The sequence below is a fragment of the Glaciecola punicea ACAM 611 genome, from assembly GCF_000252165.1.
In the GTDB taxonomy this organism is placed as follows: domain Bacteria; phylum Pseudomonadota; class Gammaproteobacteria; order Enterobacterales; family Alteromonadaceae; genus Glaciecola; species Glaciecola punicea.
This window is the reverse complement of record NZ_BAET01000026.1, coordinates 1-14,128: the sequence shown is the minus strand read 5'-3', so window position 1 is coordinate 14,128 and position 14,128 is coordinate 1. Positions and strand designations below refer to the sequence as shown.

Annotated in this window: 13 protein-coding genes; 10 read left to right on the top strand and 3 right to left on the bottom strand. The window is 40.0% G+C overall.

The features are described 5' to 3' along the window. The 4 genes from GPUN_RS13730 to GPUN_RS09960 all read left to right on the top strand — a co-directional run. Positions 1-2,222: C1 family peptidase (locus GPUN_RS13730; RefSeq protein ID WP_202946226.1), on the top strand; the 2,222-nt coding region annotated here is incomplete at its 5' end. 623 nt (positions 2,223-2,845) lie between these two features. Continuing rightward, on the top strand, positions 2,846-3,115 hold the full coding sequence (locus GPUN_RS09970) for a helix-turn-helix transcriptional regulator (protein WP_040520914.1): 270 nt from the start codon (positions 2,846-2,848) through the stop codon (positions 3,113-3,115). Continuing rightward, positions 3,112-3,399, top strand: coding sequence for a helix-turn-helix transcriptional regulator (locus tag GPUN_RS09965; protein WP_006006255.1), 288 nt, complete (start codon positions 3,112-3,114; stop codon positions 3,397-3,399). The genes GPUN_RS09970 and GPUN_RS09965 overlap by 4 nt, the downstream gene beginning before the upstream one ends. 2 nt (positions 3,400-3,401) lie before the next feature. Then, a complete protein-coding gene (locus tag GPUN_RS09960; protein WP_006006254.1) occupies positions 3,402-5,555 on the top strand; it encodes a P-loop NTPase family protein in 2,154 nt (717 codons plus the stop codon). Positions 5,556-5,964: 409 nt separating this feature from the next. Here the strand turns inward: GPUN_RS09960 and GPUN_RS09955 are convergent, their stop codons facing one another. Continuing rightward, positions 5,965-6,429: a hypothetical protein gene (locus tag GPUN_RS09955; protein ID WP_006006252.1), complete on the bottom strand. Its 465-nt coding sequence runs from the start codon at positions 6,427-6,429 to the stop codon at positions 5,965-5,967. 145 nt (positions 6,430-6,574) lie between these two features. Between GPUN_RS09955 and GPUN_RS09950 the strand changes: the two genes are divergently transcribed. The 5 genes from GPUN_RS09950 to GPUN_RS09930 all read left to right on the top strand — a co-directional run bounded on the left by GPUN_RS09950 (position 6,575) and on the right by GPUN_RS09930 (position 11,179). Then, on the top strand, positions 6,575-6,796 hold the full coding sequence (locus GPUN_RS09950) for a hypothetical protein (protein WP_006006250.1): 222 nt from the start codon (positions 6,575-6,577) through the stop codon (positions 6,794-6,796). Positions 6,797-6,815: 19 nt separating this feature from the next. After that, complete coding sequence (locus GPUN_RS09945) at positions 6,816-7,418, top strand: hypothetical protein (protein WP_006006248.1); 603 nt, start codon at positions 6,816-6,818, stop codon at positions 7,416-7,418. Positions 7,419-7,503: 85 nt separating this feature from the next. After that, positions 7,504-7,845 (top strand): hypothetical protein, encoded by a 342-nt coding sequence (locus GPUN_RS09940; protein WP_006006246.1) that lies wholly within the window; start codon positions 7,504-7,506, stop codon positions 7,843-7,845. Positions 7,846-8,538: 693 nt separating this feature from the next. Beyond that, complete coding sequence (locus GPUN_RS09935) at positions 8,539-9,297, top strand: DeoR/GlpR family transcriptional regulator (protein ID WP_040520915.1); 759 nt, start codon at positions 8,539-8,541, stop codon at positions 9,295-9,297. Between the two features lie 232 nt (positions 9,298-9,529). Next, positions 9,530-11,179 carry a glycerol-3-phosphate dehydrogenase/oxidase gene (locus GPUN_RS09930; protein ID WP_006006241.1) on the top strand — a complete coding sequence of 550 codons (1,650 nt, stop codon included), beginning with the start codon at positions 9,530-9,532 and terminating at the stop codon, positions 11,177-11,179. Positions 11,180-11,258: 79 nt separating this feature from the next. Here GPUN_RS09930 and GPUN_RS09925 read toward each other — a convergent pair whose 3' ends face one another. Then, positions 11,259-12,485 (bottom strand): NADH:flavin oxidoreductase/NADH oxidase family protein, encoded by a 1,227-nt coding sequence (locus GPUN_RS09925; RefSeq protein WP_006006240.1) that lies wholly within the window; start codon positions 12,483-12,485, stop codon positions 11,259-11,261. Between the two features lie 11 nt (positions 12,486-12,496). Continuing rightward, positions 12,497-13,336, bottom strand: a complete 840-nt coding sequence (locus GPUN_RS09920) for a DUF2797 domain-containing protein (protein WP_006006238.1) — start codon at positions 13,334-13,336, stop codon at positions 12,497-12,499. Between the two features lie 289 nt (positions 13,337-13,625). On the opposite strand from GPUN_RS09920, the gene GPUN_RS09915 reads away from it, so the two are divergent. Then, positions 13,626-14,069 carry a DUF3010 family protein gene (locus tag GPUN_RS09915; RefSeq protein WP_006006236.1) on the top strand — a complete coding sequence of 148 codons (444 nt, stop codon included), beginning with the start codon at positions 13,626-13,628 and terminating at the stop codon, positions 14,067-14,069. Positions 14,070-14,128: the final 59 nt, after the last annotated feature.

Genomic DNA, 14,128 nt, shown 5'->3' with positions numbered 1-14,128 from the left:
TTCTTAATACTTTAAATGATGCGCCTGTTGCAGAAAGCCTCACAACCACTTCTAATTTTTCAACACCGTATGTTCAATTAAACTTACTCGCAAATGACCCAAATAATGATACCGTTAGTTATGTGCTTGACTCTGAATTTTCAGGGGCTGGTTATAAGCAGGCCTTTATTCAAGATGGTGTTCTCTATTTGACTTTGACCGGCAGTGATGAGTCCCAAGCTACGTTAAGTTATCGCGCTACCGATGGTCAGCTATTTAGTGAGCCTGCTGTCATTACTATTGTCTTTGAAAATATAGAAGAAAATGGCGCAGGTGCAACACCCGTATCAGCCAGTGATTATGCGCAATTGCAGGTGGCTAGTTTTGACAGTACCACATTTACCAATAGTGACAGGCAAGCTAATCAAACCCCCACACGAATCGATCTATCTGGTTTATTCCCAGTAGTAGGGAATCAAGGAAAACAAAGCAGCTGCGTAGGTTGGGCTCTTGGGTATGCAATAAAGTCATACCATGAAAGAGTAGAATATCAATGGGATTATACTCCCGAGACTACCTTCAGTCCGGCTTGGATTTACAACCAGATTAATAATGGTCAAGATAAGGGTTCAGACCCAATTGCTGCCATTAACTTGCTTATTTCACAAGGGGCAGCAACACTAAGCGCGATGCCATATAATCCCAATGACTTTCAGACTCAACCAAGTGCGTTTGCTACATCGCAAGCGCAAAGTTATAAGGTAAGTAAAGCGGCCAGGGTTGGCGTCCAAGACGCAAAAGACGCGCTGTCAAATCAAGTGCCGGTTTTCGCGGGAATAACCCTCTACGAATCATTTCGTTCGCTCTCTTCAGCCGGTGAAAATGCGGTTTATAATACCTTTAGTGGCGCTATCACGGGCCGCCACGCGGTAGTACTAGTTGGTTTTGATGATAATAAGTTTGGTGGTGCATTCAAGGTTATGAATTCTTGGGGGCCTAGCTGGGGCGACGATGGTTTTTTCTGGCTCCCTTACTCAAATATTACTGATGTTGTCACTATTGCAGTGATACTCTTTGACGATTCCCAAGGGGACGTGCCCGAGGTTTCTATTAACGTGCCAGTTCAGACAGATAGGCCCAATTTAGTCGTGCAAGAATGGAATATTGTTTATGATCCTGTTTCTGGTGGTAGCGGCGAACTCTATTACACCGTTTTAAACTCTGGCGCCAGCACTGCACCAGAAGGTGTCGATGTTGCGTTTATTTTATCAGACGACCCAACCTTTTCTAGCCGCGGTAGTCTCGTTGCTTTTGAAGAAGTGCCATTTGCCTTAGAAAGCGGTAGTTCTGCTTTTCGTGATGAGACCAATTCTTTCCCGTTCACTTTGCCCGAGGGATTAGAGACCGGCTCATACTATCTTGCAATGGTAGTAGACGCCGTTAATAAAGTAGATGAAAGTATTGAGAGTGACAATATTACGTTTGCCAGTGATGCGGTCCAATTAAAGGGCTCTAATTTGCCAGACTTAGCAATAGACAGTTGGTTTATTCAGCCAATTGAAAACAATCAAGCTACGTTCGAGTATCGTGTTACTAATATTGGTGCAGGAGACATCGATATTACTGGCTGGGATGTTAGCATTGTCCTGCATGATCAGTTAGATTTTCAAGGCCAGAATTTTTTCCCTTTCACTGAGCCAGTTAGCTTTGGTTTGCAGTCAGGCAATAGTGTATTTAGAAACGAGAATAATCAGGCAGTATTCGATGTGACAAAGGATTTTGAAGGTAATGCTCTGCCTGCGGGCGAGTATTTTGTGTCCGTCGCTGTTGATACAATTGTTATAGTAGATGAGGCTAGTGAGAGTAACAATTTCTCAACCGCTTTCGAAACTTATACTATAGATTCGACCCGTCAGGCAAGTGCCAGCACAGCAAATAAAAGCAAGAATAATAAGGCATTTTTTAATGGACAAAAAATTGATAACGGCCTTGTGTTAAGCAAGAAAGTTACGATTAGTAACAAGGATGGTATCGCTAGAATTGTGTCTGTTGTTGACGTAAATAAAAATCAAAAGACTGACGTTGAAGGAGATATTACTAGAAAAAATCAGGGTCAGGGTCCTACTTTTCGCGAACCATTAAGAATTGGGGAAGCCAAAAAACTTCCTCGTAAGCAACTGGAATCTAGCAATAATAAAATCAGCCCCATTGAACAACGGATTAAGATGCCGAAAATTCAATAATAGAAGGTTGTCAAAATCCCGTTTAGGGGTTCTGGGGAATGTGTATACCTAACACTATGCAAACGTAAAAAAGTGAGTATAAAAATGAAAACTAGATTTAGAGTATAAGATGAATTAACACTATACCCTGATCTTCCTTACAGCCGTCTGTCAAGATGGAACGATGCTAGCTAAAGGGAGTTTGAGGTAACTTTCGTGAAATCAGGGCCGTTAATTTCTCATATTAACAGTCCATTGCTAATGAAACCTGCGGAGTCGTTTACAACCGCCCCTACCATTAAATTTTCTATTGCTTAGAGTTGTGTCGAGTGGATAGCCTATGCTCCGAAATCAAAGTCGCATTGGGTATTGAAATCATTTACAGGCTCTCATAACCACGTGTATTAGCACATGGTTAATTTGCATAATATTTGCATTTAAGAACTGAAACAAACGAAAGCAGCTATTGCACAGTGAATAATTGCCCTATTTGTTGAAATATGTGGATTATTGCAGGGTGAAAATATATAGGAGCCATGGATTATAATCGTGCGAAAAAGTGACAACTACTTGCCATCTCGACCCTATGAAAAATGTGCTTACAATCCTTTATCAGTCATTAACAACTGATACAGGTAGCAAAAATGAAAAACAACAAAACATCTATACTAATTCGACGCCCCGAATGTTTAGCTTTAACAGCTAGATCAAAATCAGCACTTCAACACGACATCAAACAGGGCTTGTTCTGCCCGCCTATAGCAATCGGTGAGAGAGCTGTGGCGTTTATTCGCCATGAAGTGGAAACCATTATTCAAGCGCGTATTGAACAGCAGTTACCTGACCAAATTAAAATATTAGTAAAAAAACTAATAAAGAACCGCTCGGCTAACATGGGAGCGCAAAGCCAATGAGCGCCATTCGAATACTACGTAAAACCGAAGTGATTAAAGTTACTGGTTTAAGTAATACGACTATTTTTGAACGCGCAAGAAATGGCGCTTTTCCGCCAGTCATATCATTAGGCGGTAGAGCAGTCGGTTATATAGCGCATGAAGTAAACGCGTTGCTATTAGCCTATTCAGCTAACTATACTGATGAAGAAATCAAACAACTGATCAAGCTTATGCTTGAGCAGCGCAAACAAAACGCCAGCGCCTTTATGACTTCCCTAACGTCTAACGATGGGGGCGCTTAATTATGACAATCAATCAATTTATATCAGGTTATGGCAAGTTTCACACCAATAACCCACTGAAGCGCGGCAAGCCTTATTTTAGTGAAACGCTGCCGATTATCAGCCTAGACGAAATAGAGGGAATGTTATCCAATCCGCAACAGGTGGACAAGGAAAAAGCCCGCTGGATTGTTTTCTCGAACTTACAAAGCCGCGAACATAAAACCCAACGCGAAAGCGGCCTGTATGGCGCCCTATGGTGTGATATTGACGAAACAGCCTTACCTGTTAATGAACTATCAGAAAGGCTAGAAACAATCACTGGCGGCTGTTTAGCGTATGTTTACACCAGCAAGAGCAGCACTCCAGGAAAGCCAAAGTATAGGGGCATTATTCCGCTGGCTGAAAGCTTAACAGGCCACGAATATATAGTTTACCAGTCTATTTTAAGCGATAAGTTAACAGCCTTAAACATAACGCCCGACAAGGCAGCAGAGAGAGCCGCACAGCCCTGTTATTTGCCTAACAAAGGCGATGATTACCACTATAGAATAATTAGCGGTGAAGGTGAACTGCTGACGCCTGAAGCATGGCGTTATGAATATGGTGTAAAGCTTCAGCAGCTCGCAGCAAAAGAAAAAGCGCAGGCAGCTAGACGACAACAGGCAGAGATAAAGAGGGAAGCTTTAGCCGCTCAAGGGTTAAGCGTATTTGAGGCGGTGAACAGGTCTTATACTATAAACCTATGTTTAAGAACATACGATTATCAAGCCAATGGTACGCGATGGTTAAGCCCTCTAAGCCAATCAGGAGCCGCGGCAGTTATCATAAAGAACAATAAATGGATCTCACACCATGGAAGCGACATAAACGCAGGCATTGGACAAGTCGCAGAGGATGGCAATAGTTGCTTTGGAGACGCGTTCGACTTAATGGTTTTCTATGAGTATGGCAACGACCGCACAGCAGCGCTCAAGTCATTAGGCGACCGCATAACGACCAACAGCGGGCAAACAATCAACGAAGCCAATCAGCAAGCTTACGCAACGCAAAAAGGAGATGAAGACACGCTGCAAATGTTTACTAAAACGGCAGCAAGTGAACCGTTTTATAAGCCTAAATTAGATTTAGCGATGTATTCGCTCAAAGGCCAATCAAAAGAAATGGAAGCTCAAATGTTAGAAGATAAGTTTGTATTAGGTGAATTTGCGCTATTAGGACAAGCAACGGCATTTTACGCCCAGCCTAACGCAGGTAAAACCCTTATGACATTGTGGCTATTGATCCAAGCCATTAAAGAAAACAACATAAAAAGCGAGGATGTTTATTACATTAATGCTGATGATAATCACAAGGGACTGGTAACAAAGCTTAAACTAGCTGAAGCCAACAATTTTCACATGCTGGCACCCTCTTATAACGGCTTTGTCGCCAATGACTTTTTGCTGATGATTAGAACGCTCATCAATGAGCAATCAGCGAGGGGTAAAATAATCATACTTGATACACTTAAAAAGTTTACTGATGTAATGGACAAAAAGACAGGTACTGAGTTCGGCAAGGTCGTACGTGAGTTTATCTCAAATGGCGGTACCGTTATCATGTTAGCACATGTAAATAAGCACAGAGATTCAGACGGCAAGCTTATTTATTCAGGTACCAGTGATATTGTCGATGATGCCGATTGCGCCTATACGCTCGATACAGGCGACCCCGATCAAGCGGGGCGAAAGGTGGTGACGTTTGAGAACTTTAAATCAAGGGGCGATGTTACTGCGAAAAAATCATACAGCTACCTTATTCAAACTGGTTTGACGTATAACGAGATATTAGAATCAATTGAACAGGTAGACGATGCCAACGCAGCAAAAGCAATCCTACAAAAACAAGTAAATGACAAGCTGGAAAAGAATGAGATTATTATCCAGTCGATTACGGATTTTATTAAAAGTGGCGTTATAACTAAAACCGAATTAGTAGAGGAAGTACGAAATAACACAGGTGAAAGCCTCAAAAAGGTACACGCAGTATTAAGAGACCATGACGGCAAGGACTATATTAGAGGCGACAGGTGGCGAGAGACGAAAGGCGATAAGAATACTCGCGTTTATATGCTGACCACGTTCTTTTGCTCAAGTGATGAAGTCAACGAGTACAAACAAGCCAAAGGAAGATAAGCATTTTTTAAGGGTTTATTGCAATAACTGGTAAACCCTTATTTTTTTATAAAAACACGCGATTACCCCACCCACTGTAAAACATACAAAATATACAAAATTAGAAAAGTTAGGAGAGAGGGTACCCCTAGCCACTCGTTCTTATTGTCTTACTGATACTCTTACTGCCATAGCTAGACAGGCTGAAGCCCGCATGTAGCCTTAATTTCGTTAACTTTGTTAATTCTTTAAATTCTTATATTTATTATACTTTTTATACTTCTCAAAGGGTACCTACTATAAGTAAGTGGATTGGCTAAAAAGGTGTTTGATACCAGATAAATGTTATGGATTGTTGATCTTCCCTGTAATGTGACTATCAATGCTGGCTGATTAAAAAGTGTCCGCACAGGGGGTCAACACGCCTTAGTTACTTTATAAAGAAAACATAAACCAAGCTTACAATTAAAATTGCACCAATTATCCATGAAGCTAGTAGCACATATGTTTTACTTTTTAACTCGCTTTCGTCACCAATATGAGAAAATTGATCAGGGTTCTTCCCTGATTTTTTTAACACTTTGATAGCAAATTCAACCTTACTTTCCATAGTCATTGGCTTATGAGAGCCAGTTTCCATTTTGATAAAACTTTCATCCTTTAAAAATATTATAAATTGATTATTACACCATTGGATAAGTTTTAACTCTGAATTTGCTTTGGCTTCGTCGACACTTTTAATGGATTCAATAAGCTCAATATCCATATTCATCTCTTCAAATTCAGAAACAACAAAATCCATTTTTTTACTGTCAGTGTCTATATTTAATGACTCGTCATGTGTAACAACAATATAATTTTTGTCTCTTAAAATCACTGCAAAGCTATTGTCCATATTGTCTATATTCCTATTAATGGTTAAATCAATTCATGACGATACAAGATTAAGACAACAAATACACTAACCTTTTATTCGCCTGTTTTTCGTACTAAACATTATGTTATAATATAACGAATTACTAAAAGCGGAGTAAATTATCATGGCAGCAAACAAAAGCAACGGCATAAGCGGAGACGTTAGGCATTTAATAAACGATGCCGTACAAATAGAACTGGCTAATCTAGCGGCCACGTTAAACGATGTTAAAGACCCCATAGATAAACTTAACTTTTTAGCTAAATTGCTTCCCTATGTATGCTCACCAATAAAGCCGCTGGCAAGTAGAGGCGCTCGAATAGAACTTGGCGAAGAAGAGTTTTAGTTTTTCGGAGTAAAACACTGTGCCCAAAGGTGACCATAGCGGAAGAACACAAACCAGAGCTTATACTCACGAGTACCAGCGCATCTATGCCAAAGCTTTTAAGCCGCTATTAACCGAGCCTTTAGGTAGTTACACCCTGACAGGTACAAATCTATTCACTACGCATAAAACATTAGAACTGAAAGAACTAAACGGCCAGCGGTTCGCTCAATTCACGATTAACGACAAGCCTCACCTTATCGGCTTAACGCTTGATGACAGCAGCGCAAGCAATAAGCTATATATCACTTGCCCTAAATGTTCAAAACAGCGCCAGAGCCTTTACGCGATCAAACAGGGCTACTATTGTCGCGAGTGTATAGGTTTACATTATTCTAGCCAGTCTGAACGGCTAAAGCATAGACGCATAAGACGTATACGCAAATTAAGAAAATCGTTATACGGTTGTTCTCACCCTGACATTAATAATTTAGTTGTGAATATAGTCTATTGGCAGAAGCCACCTTACATAAGATGGGATACGTTCGAAGCAAAGCGTAATATAATACTGAAACTAGAGCGCGAATGCTGGGGAGCATTCAACCCTCAAGAAACCTATCAAAACGTGACATTCAAGCCATAAAATGATTATTTAACTATGGTTTACTCAACTAAGAGCCTGTATTACTATTTAATACATATATAGTAGATTTTTTTGGACCTTTAATATGCTTAAACTACTTTTTATCAGCGCGTTGTTATTTTTTCAAATACATGTAAGTGCTACTGCGGAAAAAGAAACTCCAGAAATAGAACTTATTCAACAATTAGCGCAGGATGGCGATGCTGAAGCGCAGTATGAACTGGGGACTATGTACTTACTCGGCGAGGGTGTTCTTCAAAGTTTTATTACATCATATAGCTGGGCTAACATTTCTAGGTATAACGGCGCTGATGCAAAACTGCTTTTTGACTTTTTAGAAAATGAAATGTCGATGAATGATATATCAAAAGCACAGGCGCTTTCGAAACGATGTCTTGAAAGTAATTATAAAAATTGTGGAAGTTGATTAGAGCGCCTCTATTAGCTAGTGCTGAAGAATAAGAAATTTAAATTGTTATGGTATGGGAGTATCATGACACACAGGGCATTCAACCCTCGAAAAACCTTATAAAACCCGAAATCTAAATAGAATAAATGCAGGGCGTATTCAACCTTGAGAACTTATCAAAACTTAACATTCAAATAGAATAAATGCAGGGAGTGTTCAGCCAATAAGAGGACGTGTGTTTTTTCACACTTCCTAATATTTTAGTTAAAAATGAATAATAGCGCGAATGCAAAAAGTTACACATACGGATACACAAATCAGACATCAAAAACACCTACTACTTATAAATCAATGCCTTACACAATCAATTCAGTACTGGCCTCTGGTACCATTGCTGTTGTTTTCAACGGTAAGACTCCTCAAACCGTTCACATCGCATAACTCAGGATCAAAAAAAATACCTAGCTCTCTCGGCGAAACCACTGCGCAATGGCGAACGCTGGCATCCGTTATGGTGCAAGCCAGCATGGCAGTCGCAGGCTGCAACGGTTGTTCTGAGCTTAATGCCGGCTACATCTATACACCTTGATCTAAAGAGTTTTGTTTCACAAGTGATTCTGATTCCCTTGCCTTACATGATTTTGTTGACAATTTTATTTCAATCGAATTTCACATATACTGTGCACTCATACTAATTAAGACGAGGCTATGATGACACAAGATCATCGACATGAATCCATATTGACACTTCTAAAGCAAAGAGGCTCAGTGACAATTGAAGAATTAGTTGATTACTTCAAAGTTACTCCACAGACCGTCAGGCGTGATTTGTCTCATTTATCTGAACGTCAAAAATTAAGGCGCCATCACGGTGGCGCCGGGCCTATATCCAGTATAGAAAATACCTCTTATCAAACAAGGAAAATCATGGATCTTGAGGCAAAAGAAAAAATAGCGGCGCATGTCATTAAGATGATCCCAAACGGTTCTTCTTTGTTTATTAATATCGGAACAACCACCGAAACGATCGCTAGAGCCTTGCTCAATCATGAAAATTTGCAGGTTGTTACTAACAATTTGAATGTCGCTGCTATCTTGGGTGTCAAAAAAGACTTCTCAGTGTTAATCGCAGGAGGAGAAGTGCGTTCTCGTGACGGAGGCGTTATCGGTGAAGCCACTGAGGAATTTATTAATCAATTTCGGATGGATTTTGGAATTATTGGTATTAGTGGTATTGAAGATAATGGTTCTTTGTTGGACTTTGATTTTCGTGAAGTAAAAGTTGCTCAAGCAATTATTAAAAATTCTAGAAGAGTATTGCTCGCCGCTGACAATTCGAAATTTGGCCGCTATGCCATGGTACGCCTCGGCAATATCGATCAGGCACATGATGTGATAACTGACAGTATGCCACCAAAGAGCATTCAAACAATTCTAAACAACCATGATGTTAAACTACATATCGTATAGATAACTGCAAACCATCTAGTTTTAATCAATTAGGTCACTTGCCAATTATTTTCTTTTTATGTTCGAAAATGTTTGCAAGTATTCGTTAATGAGTGTTATTTTACTAAATAGAACATGCGAAAACAATCTAAAACAAATCTTTAGCATTATTTGGTCCTTTTTTATGAGATTAAAAAGCATCAGCCACATCTTCTAATAGTCCAAGACCAGTAATCGACGAGTTTAGATATCTATGATTTTAAGAGAAACCAATATAAAAAAATTATCGGCCGAAGTATTTGATGTGCTGGTAATAGGCGCAGGCATAAATGGTGCCGTTTCTGCCGCCTCTTTATCTAGAAAAGGGGCAAGCGTAGCGATGATAGATAAAGGTGATTTTGCCGGCCATACCTCTTCTAATTCGTCCAATCTTGCATGGGGCGGTATTAAGTACCTTGAAAACCACGAATATTTTTTGGTTAACAAACTGTGCAAAAGCCGTAATCATTTAATGCGTAGCTACCCTTCTACAGTACAAGAAATTCGCTTCTTAACCACATTACAAAAAGGCTTTCGTTTTCCTGCATGGTTCGTATTCATGGGCACTTGTATGTATTGGATAATGGGCAGGTTTTTCACGCAAATGCCGATCCTTTTATCAGCAAAAAAAATAAGAGAGGCCGAACCAGCCATCAATATATCAAATGCGCAGGGAGGATTTGAATATTCGGATGCGTTTTTACATGATAATGACGCTCGTTTTGTTTTTAATTTTGTGCGCAGTTCGATGGACAATGGTGCTATTGTGACTAACTACGTTGGTGCACTCGGTAGCGAAAAGGTAGATGGTATTTGGCAGACACAAGCTATCGACGGGCAGTCGGGTAAAGTATTTACCATACAATCAAAGGCGATCATTAATGCCTGCGGACCTATGGTTGACAAGTATAATGATGAAATTAAGCAACAAACGGAACACAGCCATTTGTATTCGAAGGGCGTGCATCTAATTGTTGATAAGCTCACAAAAGTGGATAAAGTATTAGCTTTTTTTGCATCTGACGGTCGTTTATTTTTTGTTATCCCAATGGGACAGAAAACCTGCATAGGCACCACCGATAATCAAGTTGAAAACCCAATGACGTCGGTAACTGAAGAAGACCGAGACTTCATTCTTGATAACGTAAACGCACTGCTAAATTTACCAAAGCCATTAACCCGCGATGATATTATTTCTGAGCGTTGGGGTGTGCGTCCATTAGCAGTGAAAGGCGCAGGTGGCACTGCTGACTGGGTTGCATTGTCTCGAAAGCATGCGGTAGATGTGAACAAAGAAGACAAGTACTTGAGTATTTTTGGTGGCAAGTTGACCGACTGTATAAATGTAGGCGAGGAAGTTGCTGATCTTGTTGAAGATTTAGGTATTTCACTGCCGTATAAAGACGCGATTTGGTATGGTGAATCTTCGCTTGAGATTAAAAAGGAATTTGAGTATAGAGCAGGGTTGATTGGTCTAGACGATATGACGCCAAGCTATAGTTCCGAAAAGCTCACCGTAAGACTGTGGCGACGTTATGACATTCATGCACTACAAATATTAGACGAGATTCAGCGTGACCCAAGCCAAGCTGAGCAATTAATGCGTAACGCAGAGTACTTGCGAGCTGAGGTGCACTATGCAGCAAGAAGAGAAATGATCACAAACCTTGAAGACTTTTTACGTCGTCGCTCTAAGATTGAAATGGTGTTAAGGAAAACTGAAATTATCAACACACAGGGGATTATCGAAGCATGCCAAATTTTATTTGGTGACCAAGCAGAACAGAAACGTAAAGAGTATGTTGATAAAGTGCTGCAAGACTATCCTGATGCACCCGTGGCACAGCCAAGAGCTATATCATAGAATACTTAAGTAGGCTCATGCTCACCCTAAGGTAAACAATAAGCTATAGACGCCAACTAGTTGGTATCCGATATCTTTTCTACTTCCCAAGCACATTTTTTTTGTAACGCTTGGTCAGTTTAGCAAGCCTTATCCTATCTTGAATTAGACTAAACAATGCAGAAGCATTTTGTTTAGGCACTTTGGACCTGCCCAATCTTTGCAATTGGCGTCTTACTAGTGCCATTGTGGCGAGTGCTGCAAGTGTTTTATTTTTCCAATCCACCTTGGGCGTAAACCCAAGCGCTTCGGCATTAGTTTTCCATATTCTGACTAAATCAGGTTTATATGCCATTGCACTGGCAATACCCACTAAATCGATGTGTTCGTTTCTTACTTGATTTGCAACAGCCAAACGTTTAATACCGCCCGTGGTCATTATTTTAAGTGTTGTCTGTAGCGCTATAGATTTAGCAAATTCCAGAAAATATGCTTCACGCGCTAGTGTACGATCATCCGCGCTACGCCCTTGCATTGCAGGCGCCTCGTAGCTTCCGCCCGATAACTCAACAAAGTCAACGTCCATTTTTTCTAGTTGCTGAACCACAAGTATTGCGTCGGTAATATCAAATCCACCGCGTTGAAAGTCGGCAGAATTAAGCTTTACAGAAATGGAAAAGCGAGTAGACACTGCTTTTTTAACACTACACACTATTTCGATCAATAAGCGAGAGCGATTTACGATTTTGCCGCCCCATTTGTCTTGTCGTTTATTAACCAACGGGCTTAAAAATTGAGATAATAGGTAACCGTGAGCTGCATGGATTTGAACACCATCAAAGCCCGCCTCTTCGGCTTTTTTAGCGGTAATGGCAAAGCGTGATATAACATCTTGAATGTCAGTCTCACTCATTGTTTCTGGCTGAGAAAACATAGAGGAGTGTTTACCTAATTCAAGCGGTGTGCTTGAAGGCGCAATTGTTTTACCCCCTAAGCTTCTGTAGGTCTGTCGACCAGGATGGTTAATTTGCATGATTATTTTCACACCATGCTTTTTGCTTAATTTCGCCCATTCTGTAAATGGTGCTAGCTCACTATTTGCATGTAAAGCGATGCCGCCGGGTCCTGTCATGGCTTGGGGGTCCACCATAACATTGCCGGTTATGATTGCGCCCATTTCGCCCTTAGCCCATGCAGTGTATAAATTAAAAATATCACTGCCAGGTTGCTGCACTTCGTTTGCCATATTTTCTTCCATGGCGGCTTTAATCAATCTATTGTGTAAAAATAAGCCAGATGTCAAAACGATAGGTTCAAATACATCCATTTAAAAAACCTCTATGCCTGCAAACTAAGAGAGTAACCAGAATATTTACGCATATTAATGACTCTGTCTTCATCAAGTAAAAGATACTGACCTTTAATACCTAATAAGGTTGCTTCAAATATAGGTTCTTTATCTAAATTTATTGATTTAATTTTAACTGGGTAATGATTAACCGGATAATTGATTTCAACTGGCTTAGGTTCTAACGCTTGAACAGCTTGAAGGCCATATTTATCTTGAATTGCTTGCAAGGGTTTTTGGATGAGAATATGCACTTTTTCCTGCATCGTCACAAGATCTAAGGTGTCGGGCTGACCTTTTAGCATGGTTCGCCAATTAGTTTTATCACCTATGTGCTTAGCTATTTCTATTTCAACTAAACCGCTTAGTAAGCGCTCTTTTACTCTAAATATTGCCATCGCTTGAGAAGCCCCCTGGTCTATCCATCTCGACGACACCCCCTTGCTTACATGCCTCGTTATGCCTATTTTAATTTGACCTGTGTTGGCTAGATATACAAAGTGATCTTGCAGGCAGTTCTCCTCGCCCCATTTAGGTTCTCGGCAGGTGCCTTGTTCATAGTGACATTTTTCTGGTTTTATAATACAGGAATCACATCGTGCTAAACGAGTCAGGCAAACATAACAGTATCCTTGACTAAAGCTCTTTTTAGTCTTCCTATTACAATGAATACAGTTAATTTCACCGCTGTATTGGACTGCAATTTCGTGACCAATTAGCGCGTTCATGTTTACCTGTGAATCACCCACAGGAAGTTGATATTGTGCATTGTTGTCACCATCTACCGAAACATGCATTTTGGCGATTTGGCCAGACCATTCATTGGGCATTTAGAAACCTATATTTTGTATTTACGGATGCTAGAAAAATTTTAGTAATATAGATTAGCTATTGCTTTTAGCACACCTATCTTTTGGAGATTATAGCATCTAATGACTCTAAATTAATAAATCAAGAGCTCCTTGTAAGTATAAAACCTGAATAAAACGAAGATGAATGCTAACGTGGTTTTTATCTAGTTTTAATATGAGCTTAGTCTCGCATGAAGAACAGCTTTAGTTGAGAATGTGAACGACTTGAGTATAATCCTTGGTAGGTCTACTTACTTAACAGAATAATATGAAAATTTGTGGCATAGAAATTAAAGGCACTGAAGCGGTAATTTGTTTACTCAGTTATCAAGATGGTTTGTTCACCATACCTGACTGCAGAGTGCGCAAAGTTGATTTTAGCAAAGAGAATAAAACCTCTGATATTCGCTACTTTCAAAGCACATTTGCAAAACTTACGGAAGACTACAAAATTAATAAAGTTATTATTAAAGAGAGGCCGCTGAAGGGGAAATTTGCAGGTGGTGGTTTAGGCTTCAAAATGGAATCAGCAATTCAATTAATTTCATCACTGGACGTTGAATTAATGTCTGCTACTGCATTAAAAGAATCGTTAAAACGTAATCCGGTAACTGTTTCTTTTGGTGAAACGGGGCTTAAGATTTTTCAGCAAAATGCTTTTGAGATTGCTTACGCTGCGCATATGAATGAGGTGTATGGTAGTGGAGAATAATACGTACTAAGTGCAGATTTTTAATGACCGCGCACCATGCAGATTTTTAGTGACCGCTC